Origin of the sequence: Kutzneria sp. 744, from assembly GCF_000568255.1 — a bacterium.
Lineage (GTDB): Bacteria > Actinomycetota > Actinomycetes > Mycobacteriales > Pseudonocardiaceae > Kutzneria.
Window position 1 is genome coordinate 6584077 of record NZ_KK037166.1, and the last position, 14467, is coordinate 6598543.

Consider the following 14467-nt stretch of genomic DNA (forward strand, 5'->3'; position numbering starts at 1 on the left):
GGAGGGCCCGGCCGCGGGCGCGGTGGCCGGCTACGCCGCGGTGCTGCACGTGCGCCCGGCCGCCCCGGTCGGCCCCGGGGAAAGGGTGCTCGACCGGGCGCTCACGGAGGTGCTTGAGCGGCTCGCGACACCCCCTTGCGCGATCTTCACCAGTGCTTCCGGAAGTGACGTTCGCCACACTGTTTCGGCCGTGGTGACCCTGGCGACCCGCCAGGGTGTGCCAACCTCTTTCGAGTGTGATCATCTGCCCGTCCGACCGTCGCCGCTGGTCAGCGCGGTCCAAGCGGGTGGATTTGCTGTCCGCCACTGGAGTGATCGGCCGGTGACACCTTGACTGCGAGCCTGGGCAGGGTCACTCTGTCGGTGAGCACCGCCGTGGGCCTTCCAGGGACCCCTCGACAGTTGCCATTCTCCGGGCTAGACTGCCCCTTTGCGCTGCCCTCTGTCCGTTTGCCCTTCGCCGAGAGCACGGGATTCGGGGAGCCACGCACCCTTGACAGACGCGTTAGTCCCTGCTGACGCGGCTGCCGCCAGTACATCAGTCCCTGGAAGGACGCATCTTGGCAGTCTCCCGCGCGACCAAGGCCACTGCTGCGACCAACTCCACCGGAATTCCCGGAGCACCTCGGCGTGTCTCGTTCGCGAAGATCCGCGAGCCGCTGGCCGCTCCCAACCTCCTCGAACTGCAGACTCATTCGTTCGAGTGGCTCACCGGCAATGAGGCGTGGTTCCAGCGCCGGGTCGACGCCGGTGACGAGGCCCCGACCGGTGGTCTCGAAGAGGTCCTCAACGAGATCTCCCCGATCGAGGACTTCTCGGGCTCCATGTCGTTGTCCTTCTCCGACCCGCGCTTCGACGAGGTCAAGGCCTCCGTCGAGGACTGCAAGGACAAGGACATGACGTACGCGGCCCCGCTGTTCGTCACCGCGGAGTTCACCAACCACACCACTGGCGAGATCAAGAGCCAGACGGTGTTCATGGGTGACTTCCCGATGATGACGGACAAGGGCACGTTCATCATCAACGGCACTGAGCGGGTGGTGGTCTCCCAGCTCGTGCGTTCGCCCGGCGTCTACTACGACACCGCGATCGACAAGACGACCGACAAGGACGTCTTCAACGTCAAGATCATCCCGAGCCGGGGCGCCTGGCTGGAGTTCGACGTCGACAAGCGCGACACCGTCGGCGTGCGCATCGACCGCAAGCGCCGCCAGCCGGTCACCGTGCTGCTCAAGGCCCTCGGCTGGACCACGGAGCAGATCCGCGAGCGCTTCCACTTCAGCGAGACGCTGCTGGCCACGCTGGAGAAGGACCACACGGCCGGGCCGGACGAGGCGCTGCTGGACATCTACCGCAAGCTGCGCCCGGGCGAGCCGCCGACCAAGGAGAGCGCGCAGGCGCTGCTGGAGAACCTGTTCTTCAAGGAGAAGCGCTACGACCTGGCCAAGGTCGGCCGGTACAAGGTCAACAAGAAGCTGGGCCTCGGCTTCCCGGTGTCCACCGGTGTGCTGACCGAGGACGACATCGTCACCACCATCGAGTATCTGGTCCGCCTGCACGCGGGCGACACCGAGATGACGGCCGGCGACACCACGGTGCCGGTCGAGGTCGACGACATCGACCACTTCGGCAACCGCCGCCTGCGCACCGTCGGCGAGCTGATCCAGAACCAGATCCGGGTCGGCCTGTCCCGCATGGAGCGGGTCGTGCGTGAGCGCATGACCACCCAGGACGTCGAGGCGATCACCCCGCAGACCCTGATCAACATCCGGCCCGTCGTGGCCGCGATCAAGGAGTTCTTCGGCACCTCGCAGCTGTCGCAGTTCATGGACCAGACCAACCCGCTGGCCGGTCTGACCCACAAGCGTCGGCTGTCCGCGCTCGGCCCGGGTGGTATCTCCCGTGAGCGCGCCAGCATGGACGTGCGCGACGTGCACCCGTCCCACTACGGCCGGATGTGCCCGATCGAGACGCCGGAAGGCCCGAACATCGGCCTGATCGGCTCGCTGTCCTCGTTCGCGCGGGTCAACCCGTTCGGCTTCATCGAGTCCCCGTACCGCAAGGTCGTCGACGGCCGGGTCACCGACCAGATCGACTACCTGACCGCGGACGAGGAGGACCGCTACGTCAAGGCCCAGGCCAACACCCTGGTCGACGACGAGGGCAACTTCCTCGAGGACCGCGTCATGGTCCGCCGCAAGGGCGGCGAGACCGACCTCGCGGACACCGCGGACGTGGACTACATGGACGTCTCGCCGCGCCAGATGGTGTCGGTGGCGACCGCGATGGTGCCGTTCCTCGAGCACGACGACGCCAACCGCGCGCTCATGGGCGCCAACATGCAGCGTCAGGCGGTGCCGCTGCTGCGCAGCGAGTCCCCGCTGGTCGGCACCGGCATGGAGCTGCGCGCCGCGGTCGACGCGGGCGACGTGGTCATCGCCAAGAAGTCCGGTGTGGTCGAGGAGCTCTCCGCCGACTTCATCACCGTGATGGCCGACGACGGCAGCCGTCAGACCTACGCGATGCACAAGTTCCGCCGGTCCAACCAGGGCACCTGCATCAACCAGAAGCCCATCGTGAACGAGGGCGACCGGGTCGAGCACGGCCAGGTCATCGCGGACGGTCCGTGCACCCAGAACGGCGAGATGGCGCTGGGCAAGAACCTGCTCGTCGCGATCATGCCGTGGGAGGGTCACAACTACGAGGACGCGATCATCCTGAGCCAGCGTCTGGTCCAGGACGACGTGCTCACCTCGATCCACATCGAAGAGCACGAGATCGACGCCCGCGACACCAAGCTCGGCGCCGAGGAGATCACGCGGGACATCCCGAACGTCTCCGAGGAGGTCCTCGCCGACCTCGACGAGCGCGGCATCATCCGGATCGGCGCCGAGGTTCGCGACGGCGACATCCTGGTCGGCAAGGTCACGCCCAAGGGCGAGACCGAGCTGACCCCGGAGGAGCGGCTGCTGCGCGCGATCTTCGGCGAGAAGGCCCGCGAGGTGCGCGACACCTCGCTGAAGGTGCCGCACGGCGAGACCGGCAAGGTCATCGGCATCCGGGTGTTCAGCCGGGAGGACGACGACGAGCTGCCCCCCGGCGTGAACGAGCTGGTCCGCGTCTACGTCGCCCAGAAGCGTCGCATCCAGGACGGCGACAAGCTCGCCGGCCGGCACGGCAACAAGGGCGTCATCGGCAAGATCCTGCCGGTCGAGGACATGCCGTTCATGCCGGATGGCACGCCGGTCGACATCGTGCTGAACACGCACGGTGTGCCCCGTCGTATGAACATCGGCCAGGTGCTGGAGACCCACCTCGGGTGGATCGCCAAGCAGGGCTGGAGCATCGACGGCGACCCGGAGTGGGCGTCCAAGATGCCCGAGGAGCTCTACGAGGTGCCGCCGAACACGAACACCGCGACGCCGGTGTTCGACGGCGCCCGCGAGGAGGAGATCATCGGCCTGCTCGGGTCGACGACCCCGAACCGCGACGGCGAGCGCATGGTCGGCCAGAACGGCAAGGCCACGCTGCTCGACGGGCGCAGCGGCGAGCCGTACCCGTTCCCGGTCGCGGTCGGCTACATGTACATCCTCAAGCTGCTCCACCTGGTCGACGACAAGATCCACGCCCGGTCGACCGGCCCGTACTCGATGATCACGCAGCAGCCGCTGGGTGGTAAGGCGCAGTTCGGTGGCCAGCGCTTCGGTGAGATGGAGTGCTGGGCGATGCAGGCGTACGGCGCCGCATACACCCTCCAGGAACTGCTCACCATCAAGTCCGACGACAAGTTGGGCCGCGTGAAGGTGTACGAGGCCATCGTCAAGGGCCAGAACGTCCCCGAGCCCGGGGTGCCGGAGTCGTTCAAGGTGCTGCTCAAGGAGCTGCAGTCCCTCTGCCTCAACGTGGAGGTGCTCTCCAGCGACGGCGCCGCGATCGAGATGCGTGACGGCGACGACGAGGACCTGGAGAGGGCGGCCGCCAACCTCGGCATCAACCTCTCCCGGAACGAGTCGCCGTCCGTCGACGACGTCGTGAACTGACCTTCGCCGCGCTGACTCCGGTGTTCCCCGAAACGCCGGAGTCGGCGTCCCGACCCCCAGGCAGCAATCAACCCGAAGGGGAGAAGAGCCGACGTGCTCGACGTCAACTTCTTCGATGAGCTCCGCATCGGCCTTGCCACCGCAGACGACATCCGCCAGTGGTCCTACGGCGAGGTCAAGAAGCCCGAGACCATCAACTACCGCACCCTCAAGCCCGAGAAGGACGGACTCTTCTGCGAGAAGATCTTCGGTCCGACCCGGGACTGGGAGTGCTACTGCGGCAAGTACAAGCGCGTCCGCTTCAAGGGCATCATCTGTGAGCGCTGCGGCGTCGAGGTGACCCGCGCCGAGGTGCGCCGTGAGCGGATGGGCCACATCGAACTGGCCGCGCCGGTCACCCACATCTGGTACTTCAAGGGCGTCCCCAGCCGGTTGGGCTATCTGCTCGACCTGGCCCCCAAGGACCTCGAGAAGATCATCTACTTCGCCGCGTACGTCATCACCTCGGTGAACGGCGACCTGCGCCACAACGACCTGCCCACGCTCGAGAGCGAGATGCAGGTCGAGCGCAAGCGCGTCGAGAACCGCCGCGACGCCGACGTGGAGGCCCGCGCCCAGAAGCTCGAGGCCGACCTGGCCGAGCTCGAGGCCGAGGGCGCCAAGAGCGACGTGCGCCGCAAGGTCAAGGAGGGCGGCGAGCGGGAGATGCGCCAGCTCCGCGACCGCGCCCAGCGTGAGCTGGACCGGCTTGACGAGATCTGGACCACCTTCACCAAGCTCGACACCAAGCAGCTGATCGCCGACGAGATGCTCTACCGCGAGCTGATCGACCGCTACGGCGACTACTTCACCGGCTCGATGGGCGCCGAGTCCATCCAGCAGCTGGCGAAGGACTTCGACGTCGACGCCGAGGCCGACTTCCTGCGGGAGACCATCCGCAGCGGCAAGGGCCAGAAGAAGCTGCGCGCGCTCAAGCGGCTCAAGGTCGTCGCGGCGTTCCAGCAGACTCGCAACTCGCCCATGGGCATGGTGCTCGACTGCATCCCGGTGATCCCGCCGGATCTGCGGCCGATGGTTCAGCTCGACGGTGGCCGGTTCGCCACCTCCGACCTGAACGACCTGTACCGCCGCGTGATCAACCGCAACAACCGGTTGAAGCGACTGATCGACCTCGGCGCGCCCGAGATCATCGTCAACAACGAGAAGCGGATGCTGCAGGAGGCCGTCGACGCGCTGTTCGACAACGGCCGCCGCGGCCGGCCGGTCACCGGCCCGGGCAACCGCCCGCTCAAGTCGCTGTCCGACCTGCTCAAGGGCAAGCAGGGCCGGTTCCGCCAGAACCTGCTCGGCAAGCGCGTCGACTACTCCGGCCGTTCGGTCATCGTGGTCGGCCCGCAGCTCAAGCTGCACCAGTGCGGCCTGCCCAAGGCGATGGCCCTGGAGCTGTTCAAGCCGTTCGTGATGAAGCGGCTGGTCGACCTCAACCACGCGCAGAACATCAAGTCGGCCAAGCGCATGGTCGAGCGCGCCCGGCCGGCCGTGTGGGACGTGCTGGAAGAGGTCATCACCGAGCACCCGGTGATGCTCAACCGGGCGCCCACGCTGCACCGCCTCGGCATCCAGGCCTTCGAGCCGCAGCTGGTCGAGGGCAAGGCCATCCAGCTGCACCCGCTGGTCTGTGAGGCGTTCAACGCCGACTTCGACGGCGACCAGATGGCCGTGCACCTGCCGCTGTCGGCCGAGGCCCAGGCCGAGGCCCGCATCCTGATGCTGTCCAGCAACAACATCCTGTCGCCCGCCTCCGGGCGGCCGCTGGCGATGCCGCGTCTGGACATGGTCACCGGTCTGTTCCACCTGACCCGGTTCAAGCCGGAGGCCGAGGGCGCCGGCAAGGCGTTCTCCTCGGTCGCCGAGGCGATCATGGCGTTCGACCGCAAGGTGATCGGCCTGCAGGCGCCGATCAAGGTGCGGCTCAACGACCAGGTGCCGCCGCGGGGCCAGGAGCCCGAGGACTGGGAGCCCGGTCAGCCGTGGCTGGCCGAGACCACCCTCGGCCGGGTGCTGTTCAACGAGCTGCTGCCGCCGGACTACCCGTTCATGAACGAGGAGATGCCGAAGAAGCGGCAGGGTGAGATCGTCAACGACCTCGCCGAGCGGTACCCGATGGTCACCGTGGCGCGGACGCTGGACAAGCTCAAGGACGCCGGCTTCTACTGGGCCACCCGCTCGGGTGTGACGGTCGCCATCTCCGACGTGCTCGTGCCGCCGGAGAAGCAGGCCATCCTCAACGAGTACGAGGGCAAGGCCGAGGCCGTCGAGAAGCGCTACCAGCGCGGTCAGCTCTCGCACGCCGAGCGCAACAACGAGCTGGTCAAGGTGTGGCAGTCGGCGACCGACGAGGTCGCCAAGCTGATGGAGACCGCGTTCCCCGAGGACAACTCCATCCGGATCATCGTCAAGTCCGGCGCGGCCGGCAACATGACGCAGGTCCGGTCGCTGGCCGGTATGCGTGGTCTGGTGACCAACCCGAAGGGTGAGTACATCCCGCGGCCGATCAAGAACTCGTTCCGCGAGGGCCTGTCGGTTCTGGAGTACTTCATCGCCACGCACGGCGCCCGCAAGGGTCTGGCCGACACCGCGCTGAAGACCGCCGACTCGGGTTACCTGACCCGTCGTCTGGTGGACGTCTCGCAGGACGTGATCATCCGTGAGGTCGACTGCGGCACCAACCGCGGCGTCACGATGACCGTCGGCGAGAAGGTCGGCGACAAGGTCGTGATGCACGAGTACGCGCGTACCAGCGTGTACGCGCGCTCGCTGGCCGAGGACATCACCGACTCGGACGGCAACGTGGCGCTCAACCGCGGCGCCGACCTCGGCGACCCGGCTCTGGACACGCTGATCCGGGTGGGCACCATCCGGGTCAAGGTCCGCTCCGTGCTGACCTGTGAGTCGGCTGTCGGCGTGTGCGCCAGCTGCTACGGCCGCTCGATGGCCACCGGCAAGCTGGTGGACGTCGGCGAGGCGGTGGGCATCGTGGCCGCCCAGTCGATCGGTGAGCCCGGCACGCAGCTGACCATGCGTACCTTCCACCAGGGTGGCGCCACCGGCGCGGACGACATCACCCAGGGTCTGCCGCGTGTCCAGGAGCTCTTCGAGGCCCGCGTGCCCAAGGGCAAGGCGCCGATCGCCGACGTCGACGGCCGCGTGCGGATCGAGGACGGCGACCGGTTCTGGAAGATCACCCTGGTGCCGGACGACGGCAGCGAGGAGATCATCTTCGACAAGCTGTCCAAGCGTCAGCGCCTGGCCATCACCCCGGACGGCCCGCTGCAGGACGGCGACCACGTCGCCGTCGGCCAGCAGCTGCTGGAGGGCACCCCGGACCCGCACGAGGTGCTGCGCGTGATGGGCCCCCGCGAGGCCCAGCTGCACCTGGTCAACGAGGTGCAGAAGGTGTACCGGTCGCAGGGTGTGTCCATCCACGACAAGCACATCGAGGTGATCGTGCGGCAGATGCTCCGCCGCGTGATCATCATCGACTCGGGCGCGACGGAGTTCCTGCCGGGAGCCCCGATCGAGCGCAGCGACTTCGAGACGTCCAACCGTCGCGTCGTCGCCGAGGGCAACGAGCCGGCCTCCGGCCGTCCGGTGCTGATGGGTATCACCAAGGCCTCGCTGGCGACGGAGTCGTGGCTCTCGGCGGCCTCCTTCCAGGAGACCACCCGGGTGCTCACCGACGCCGCCATCAACGGCAAGAGCGACAAGCTCATCGGCCTGAAGGAAAACGTCATCATCGGTAAGTTGATTCCGGCCGGCACCGGCATCAACCGCTACCGCAACATCCAGGTGCAGCCGACGGAGGAAGCGCGGGCCGCGGCCTACGCGATCCCGTCCTACGACGACGGCTACTACACGCCGGACGTCTTCGGCACCGGCACGGGTGCGGCGGTTCCGCTGGACGACTACGACTTCGGTCGCGACTATCGGTAAGTGCGATCTGGGCGATCCATGCCTGGGAAGAACTCAGGCATGGATCGCACTTAGCGCCTTCTGGGGGCTGAGCCCCCAGACCCCCACACCGGGGGCAAGCCCCCGGACCCCCGAACGACACATATGGCCCGCCACCCCAAGCCGGGGCGGCGGGCCATATGTCTGTCCTCAGTAGACGGGGCGGTGCTCGGCGGCCTCGCGCTCGTAGTTGGAGCGGCCGCTGCCCACGCTCAGCTCGTCGTCGATGTCGTCGGCCGACTGCTCGGGCTCGGGCAGGTTGTCCATGGTCTCCTTGGCCTTGCCGTAGATCTCCTTGGCCCCGTCCTTGATCTCGCCCTTCCAGTCGAAGCCCTCGTCCTCCTTCTCCCCGGAGGACCCGGCCTCGGCCGCCTTCTCGCTGCTGCCGAGCACGCTCTTGGCGGTGCCGGTGATGTGGTCCCAGTCCTCGCCCAGCTGCTTGACGTCGCCGATCAGGCCCTTGCCGTCGCGGCCGACGACGTGCTCGCCGATGTGGCCGACGGTGGTGCCGGCCTCGTTGACCCGGGAGCCGACCTTGCCGACGTTGGCCCCGATCTCGGTGACCTTCTCGCCGGCCTTGCCGATGCCCTTGCCCATCACCTTGCCCAGCGTGCCCGAGGTCTCCTCGATGCTCTTGCCGACCTCGCCGAGCTTGCCGCCGATCTTCTGGATCTTCGAGGCGAACTTCTTCAGCAGCTCGGCGATCTTGCGGATCATGTCCATGATCTTCTTGATCAGGTTGCCGACCTTCTCGATCAGCTTCTCGACCTTGGAGACCGCGGCGCCGGACTTGCCGATGGCCACGCTGGCCTCGGTGGCGGTGGCCGCGGCCGCCGCGGCGTCGGACAGGCCGGCGGTGAAGAACGTGGCGGCGGCGCCGATGGCCCAGGTGATCAGCATCTGCTCGACGAAGTCGGCCAGGATGCCGATGATGATGTCCTTGGCCGCCTGCATCATCGAGGCGCTGGCCTTGAGCAGCTGGACGATGTAGCCGGCCAGCGTCGCGGTGCCGTGGATGCCGTCCAGGAAGGTGGCCATCTCCTGGTGGGCCACGTCGGAGGCGTCGCCCTCCCAGTGGGCGAAGCCCTGGGTCAGCTCGTCGTGCAGCTGCTGGCCGAGCCGGTCGATGTCGGCCGAGAGCTGCGAGTAGTTCTCGGCCGCCGCGTTCAGCGCGTCCGGGCTGCCGGTGACCAGCTCAAGGGCCTCCTTGACCGGCTCGATGTAGTCGATGACAAAACTGAGGCCCTTGCTGATCAGCGTGTTCAACGGGTCGATGCCGCCGGAGTCGTCGGCCTCGGCCGAGTACTGCTCGATCTCGGTGACGGTGGCGTGCACGTCGTTGCCGGCCCCGTAGATCTCGTCGAGCACGGCGGTGTTGCCGATGGGCAGGGAGGTCATGCCCGCTCCTCAGTGCTGTCCGGGAGCAGCGTGCCGCTCATGTGCTCGTACGACGGGTCCTTCAGCGCCACCTTGGCGTGGCCGGCGTCGTCGGTCCGCGCGTGCACGTCGACGTGCTCGGTCTGGCCGCCGGCCTGCTGGATGTCGCCCTTGACCTCGACGTCCTCGTGGGCCTCGCCGGTCACCTCGACGGTGACGGGGCCGCCGCCCTCCACCTCCACGGTGATCCTGCCGTGCACGTTCTGGTGGCCGTCCTGGCCCAGGTTCGGCGCCATGCCCGGGTCGACCGGGGCATCGGGCACCTTGGGCGGCAGGCCGCCGTGCTCGACCGGCGGATAGGACGGCGCGCCGCCACCGACAGGGCCGCCGTCACCGACCGTGCCGCCGCCGGGGACCCGGGCCGCGCCGCCGTACTGGTCGGTGTTGGTGTTGCGGGGCCCGCCGCCGCCGTCGACCGGGGTGACGTCGGGCGGCCCTCCGGACTGGCCGGGATCGGTCTTGCCCGGGTCCTTGTCGTCGCCGCCGGCCTGATCGATCTGCCGCTTGTGGTACTCGTCGATCTCCCGGTACAGATCCGCGGTGTTGGAAATGCGCTGCCCGGCGTTGTCCAGGCCGGCGGTCATGTTCGACAGGTGATCGGTGAGCTGGTTCTGCAAATCGGCGTACTTGCTGTGGGTCGTCAATTCACCGAGCAGTCCCCAGGACCGGGAAGGAACCTCGGCCGCGCCCGCCCGCCCGTGCAGGGAGTCGGCCTGGCCCGCCATCGACGACACGCGAGAGCCGCACTGGGCCAGTTCCTCGGTGACAACGCTGAATCCCTCGGCCATCAGAACGAGTCCTCCGAGCCGAAGCGGAACTCCTCGTCGTCATCGGCCCGACGCGGCCGGGACGGCGCGGCCGGCGGTGGCGTCGGCCGGTCCTCGTCGTCGGTCATGATGCCCTCCGACAGGGAGTCGTCGACGTACTCCTCGCGGTCGGGACGGGCGTGCTGGGGCACCGCGTGCTGACCGTGCTGGGCCGGCGGGACGGGGGTCTGAACAGGGGCCTGGACCTGGGGTTCCGGCCGTTGCGGGGCGTCGTGCCAACCGTCGGACGGCGGCTCCGGTGGGTTGGCCAGCTCCTCCTGAACCCGGTTGACCCGGGCGGCGATGTCGGTGCGGTCGCCGGCGTAGCGCTGCACCATCTCGGCCTGCTGCCGGGCCGCCTTGGCCACGGCCTGCTGGAACGTGGTCGTGACCAGCCGGGACAGCGCCTGCGCCGACATGCTCATCGCCGACGGGCTGATGGTGATCGACCGCACCGCCCCCGACGGCCCGGCGACCACGGTGACGGCGCCGTCGCGCGAGGTCTCCGTGGATTCGATCGCGGCGATCTCCTGCCGCATCAGCTCGAAGCGGTCGGTGTCCTTTTCCGCCTGCGCCACAGTGCGCCGAAACGCGTCGATGCGCGCGGCGGTGTCCTGATTCATGCCCCAGTTCTCCCCGTGTCGGTGTGTCGAGATAAACACATACCGCATCGCCGTGGTCACCGTCCGCACATCGACCCGGAACGGGCTCGAACACGCGGTCGACTATGCTGTCGACAAGGAATGCCGGGAGGCTTGCCGATCTTCGTGCTCGATCTTGTCGGAGTGCGACACACCACATGCGACACGCGTGTCCGGTCCGCTCCCGACCCCCGTTTTGACCCTCGGGGCGCGGGGAAGGTATCTTTGGTATCCGTGCCCGACCCATGTCGGGCCGCTCCGCGTGCCTGTGGATGGCAGTCTCTGGCTGCGTCGACCTCAGGGCCACGGAAGTCCTCCGGAAACCGTTGGGACAGTTAGTTGGTCTCTCGCGGGTCCCGTGAGCGGGCGACACGCCCGACCTCGGGGGACGGAGGGGCCAAGTACACAGAGTCCACGGCGCCCGCGAGGACGCCAAGACGCGAACGGAAGAAGCAGCCGGTCTATGCCCACGATCCAGCAGCTGGTCCGCAAGGGCCGCCAGGACAAGGTCGCGAAGACCAAGACCGCGGCTCTCAAGGGGAGCCCGCAGCGGCGCGGCGTGTGCACCCGCGTCTACACCACTACGCCCAAGAAGCCGAACTCGGCGCTGCGCAAGGTCGCCCGCGTGAAGCTGACCAGCGGGATCGAGGTCACGGCCTACATCCCCGGTGAGGGTCACAACCTCCAGGAGCACTCGATGGTGCTCGTTCGCGGTGGCCGTGTTAAGGACCTTCCGGGTGTCCGTTACAAGATCATCCGTGGCTCGCTGGACACGCAGGGCGTGAAGAACCGCAAGCAGGCGCGCAGCCGCTACGGCGCGAAGAAGGAGAAGAGCTGATGCCCCGCAAGGGCCCGGCCCCGAAGCGGCCGCTGATCTCTGACCCGGTCTACAGCTCCCCGTTGGTGACGCAGCTCATCAACAAGGTGCTCGTGGACGGCAAGCGCTCGGTCGCCGAGGCGATCGTCTACAAGGCGCTCGAGGGCGCCCGCGAGAAGACCGGCACCGACCCGGTCGTCACGCTCAAGCGCGCGCTGGACAACGTGAAGCCCTCCATCGAGGTGAAGAGCCGCCGCGTCGGTGGCGCCACCTACCAGGTGCCGATCGAGGTCAAGCCCGGCCGCTCGACCACGCTGGCGCTGCGCTGGCTGATCACCTTCTCCCGGCAGCGCCGCGAGAAGACCATGATCGAGCGCCTGATGAACGAGCTGCTGGACGCCAGCAACGGTCTCGGCGCCAGCGTCAAGCGCCGTGAGGACACCCACAAGATGGCCGAGTCCAACAAGGCCTTCGCGCACTACCGCTGGTGATTCGGGCGCGGCCGGCCTTCGAGCCGGCCGCGACGGATCGGCGCCCGCACCGACCACAGTCGCACGGAAGCAAGGAAGAAACCCGTGGCACAGGAAGTGCTCACTGACCTGGCCAAGGTCCGCAACATCGGGATCATGGCCCATATCGACGCGGGAAAGACCACCACCACCGAGCGGATCCTGTTCTACACCGGGATCAACTACAAGATCGGTGAGGTCCACGACGGCGCGGCGACGATGGACTGGATGGAGGAGGAGCAGAAGCGCGGCATCACGATCACGTCCGCCGCGACCACCTGCTTCTGGAACGACCACCAGATCAACATCATCGACACGCCGGGGCACGTCGACTTCACCGTCGAGGTCGAGCGCTCGCTGCGGGTCCTTGACGGCGCGGTTGCGGTGTTCGACGGCAAGGAGGGCGTCGAGCCCCAGTCCGAGCAGGTCTGGCGGCAGGCGACCAAGTACGACGTCCCGCGTATCTGCTTCGTCAACAAGATGGACAAGCTCGGCGCGGACTTCTACTTCACCGTCCGCACCATCCAGGAGCGTCTCGGCGCCAAGCCGCTGCCGATCCAGCTGCCGATCGGCGCCGAGAACGACTTCACCGGCGTCGTCGACCTGGTCGAGATGCGCGCGCTGACCTGGCACGGCGAGGTCCAGAAGGGCGACGACTACACGATCGAGGAGATCCCGGCCGACCTGGCCGAGATCGCCGCGGAGTACCGCGAGAAGCTCGTCGAGGCCGTCGCCGAGACCGACGACGCCCTGATGGAGCTGTACCTCGGCGGCGAGGAGCTGTCGGTCGAGCAGATCAAGCGGGGCATCCGCAAGATCGTGACCGACCGCGTCGCCTACCCGGTGCTGTGCGGCTCGGCGTTCAAGAACAAGGGCGTGCAGCCCATGCTCGACGCCGTCATCGACTACCTGCCGTCGCCGCTGGACGTGCCGCCGGTCGAGGGCACGCTGCTGGACGGCGAGACGCCGGCCTTCCGCAAGCCGTCCTCGGAGGAGCCGTTCTCCGCGCTCGCGTTCAAGATCGCCGCGCACCCGTTCTTCGGCAAGCTGACCTACATCCGGGTCTACTCGGGCAAGCTCAACGCCGGCACCCAGGTCATCAACTCGACCAAGGACCGCAAGGAGCGCATCGGGAAGCTCTTCCAGATGCACTCCAACAAGGAGAACCCGGTCGAGGTGGCCAGCGCCGGCCACATCTACGCGGCCATCGGCCTGAAGGACACCACGACCGGTGACACGCTGTGCGACCCGCAGTCGCCCATCGTGCTCGAGTCGATGACCTTCCCGGACCCGGTCATCTCGGTCGCCATCGAGCCGAAGACCAAGGCCGACCAGGAGAAGCTGGGCACCGCGATCCAGAAGCTGGCCGAGGAGGACCCCACCTTCCAGGTCAAGCAGGACGAGGAGACCGGTCAGACGATCATCGCCGGCATGGGCGAGCTCCACCTCGAGGTGCTCGTCAACCGGATGAAGTCCGACTACAAGGTCGAGGCGAACATCGGTAAGCCGCAGGTGGCCTACCGGGAGACCATCCGCCGCAAGGTGGAGAAGTACTCCTACACGCACAAGAAGCAGACCGGCGGCTCCGGCCAGTTCGCCAAGGTGATCATCGAGATCGAGCCCTTGAAGAGCGAAGACGGCGCGCTGTACGAGTTCGACAACAAGGTCTCGGGTGGCCGCATCCCGCGGGAGTACATCCCCTCGGTCGACGCCGGCGCCCAGGACGCGATGCAGTACGGCGTGCTGGCGGGTTACCCGCTGGTCGGCATCAAGGTGACGCTGCTGGACGGCGCCTACCACGAGGTCGACTCCTCCGAAATGGCCTTCAAGATCGCCGGTTCCATGGCGCTCAAGGAAGCCGCTCGGAAGGCCGACCCGGTGTTGCTGGAGCCGGTGATGGCTGTCGAGGTGACGACGCCCGAGGACTACATGGGCGATGTCATCGGCGACTTGAACTCCCGCCGTGGTCAGATCCAGGCGATGGAGGAGCGCAGCGGTGCCCGTATCGTGAAGGCACTGGTTCCGCTGTCGGAGATGTTCGGGTATGTCGGCGACCTGCGGTCCAAGACCCAGGGTCGGGCGAACTACACGATGCTGTTCGACTCCTACGCCGAGGTTCCGACCAACGTGGCGAAGGAAATCATCGCGAAGGTGAACGGGGAGTAGTCAGTCCCGCCCGCTTTCAACGGTGGCCCGGGAGTCGATC

8 protein-coding genes are annotated in these 14467 nt (G+C 67.6%); 5 read left to right on the forward strand and 3 right to left on the reverse strand.

The genetic code is table 11. The annotated features are described in order from the left end of the window. Positions 1 to 560 precede the first annotated feature (560 nt). Both KUTG_RS29990 and KUTG_RS29995 read left to right on the forward strand, forming a co-directional pair. Complete coding sequence (locus tag KUTG_RS29990) at positions 561 to 4040, forward strand: DNA-directed RNA polymerase subunit beta (protein ID WP_043721488.1); 3480 nt, start codon at positions 561 to 563, stop codon at positions 4038 to 4040. A 93-nt stretch (positions 4041 to 4133) separates the two neighbouring features. Then, positions 4134 to 8033, forward strand: a complete 3900-nt coding sequence (locus KUTG_RS29995) for a DNA-directed RNA polymerase subunit beta' (protein WP_043721491.1) — start codon at positions 4134 to 4136, stop codon at positions 8031 to 8033. A gap of 168 nt (positions 8034 to 8201) precedes the next feature. On the opposite strand, the gene KUTG_RS30000 is transcribed toward KUTG_RS29995, so the two are convergent. Genes KUTG_RS30000 through KUTG_RS54045 form a run of 3 tightly spaced genes read right to left on the reverse strand, consistent with a single transcriptional unit; the run spans position 8202 to position 10917 of the window. Beyond that, complete coding sequence (locus KUTG_RS30000; protein ID WP_043721493.1) at positions 8202 to 9449, reverse strand: hypothetical protein; 1248 nt, start codon at positions 9447 to 9449, stop codon at positions 8202 to 8204. Continuing rightward, on the reverse strand, positions 9446 to 10276 hold the full coding sequence (locus KUTG_RS30005; RefSeq protein WP_043721495.1) for a WXG100 family type VII secretion target: 831 nt from the start codon (positions 10274 to 10276) through the stop codon (positions 9446 to 9448). The genes KUTG_RS30000 and KUTG_RS30005 overlap by 4 nt, the downstream gene beginning before the upstream one ends. Then, entirely contained in the window at positions 10276 to 10917 is a 642-nt protein-coding gene (locus tag KUTG_RS54045) for a YbaB/EbfC family nucleoid-associated protein (RefSeq protein WP_198047356.1), read from the reverse strand. The genes KUTG_RS30005 and KUTG_RS54045 overlap by 1 nt, the downstream gene beginning before the upstream one ends. Positions 10918 to 11398: 481 nt before the next feature. On the opposite strand from KUTG_RS54045, the gene rpsL reads away from it, so the two are divergent. The 3 genes from rpsL (at position 11399) to fusA (ending at position 14427) form a co-directional block, all read left to right on the forward strand. After that, positions 11399 to 11773, forward strand: coding sequence for a 30S ribosomal protein S12 (gene rpsL / locus KUTG_RS30015; RefSeq protein ID WP_025361387.1), 375 nt, complete (start codon positions 11399 to 11401; stop codon positions 11771 to 11773). Next, the gene (gene rpsG, locus KUTG_RS30020) at positions 11773 to 12243 is read left to right on the forward strand and encodes a 30S ribosomal protein S7 (RefSeq protein WP_043721499.1); all 471 of its coding nucleotides are present in this window, start codon (positions 11773 to 11775) and stop codon (positions 12241 to 12243) included. Before rpsL ends, rpsG begins: the two co-directional genes overlap by 1 nt. A gap of 84 nt (positions 12244 to 12327) precedes the next feature. Then, positions 12328 to 14427 (forward strand): elongation factor G, encoded by a 2100-nt coding sequence (gene fusA / locus KUTG_RS30025; RefSeq protein ID WP_043721502.1) that lies wholly within the window; start codon positions 12328 to 12330, stop codon positions 14425 to 14427. Positions 14428 to 14467 lie beyond the last annotated feature (40 nt).

What these genes read in the sequence shown, in the direction of transcription:
- KUTG_RS30000 (WP_043721493.1), bottom strand. Translation starts at nt 9,449, where the DNA reads ATGACCTCCCTGCCCATCGGCAACACCGCCGTGCTCGACGAGATCTAC.
- KUTG_RS30005 (WP_043721495.1), bottom strand. Translation starts at nt 10,276, where the DNA reads ATGGCCGAGGGATTCAGCGTTGTCACCGAGGAACTGGCCCAGTGCGGC.
- KUTG_RS54045 (WP_198047356.1), bottom strand. Translation starts at nt 10,917, where the DNA reads ATGAATCAGGACACCGCCGCGCGCATCGACGCGTTTCGGCGCACTGTG.
- rpsL (WP_025361387.1), top strand. Translation starts at nt 11,399, where the DNA reads ATGCCCACGATCCAGCAGCTGGTCCGCAAGGGCCGCCAGGACAAGGTC.
- rpsG (WP_043721499.1), top strand. Translation starts at nt 11,773, where the DNA reads ATGCCCCGCAAGGGCCCGGCCCCGAAGCGGCCGCTGATCTCTGACCCG.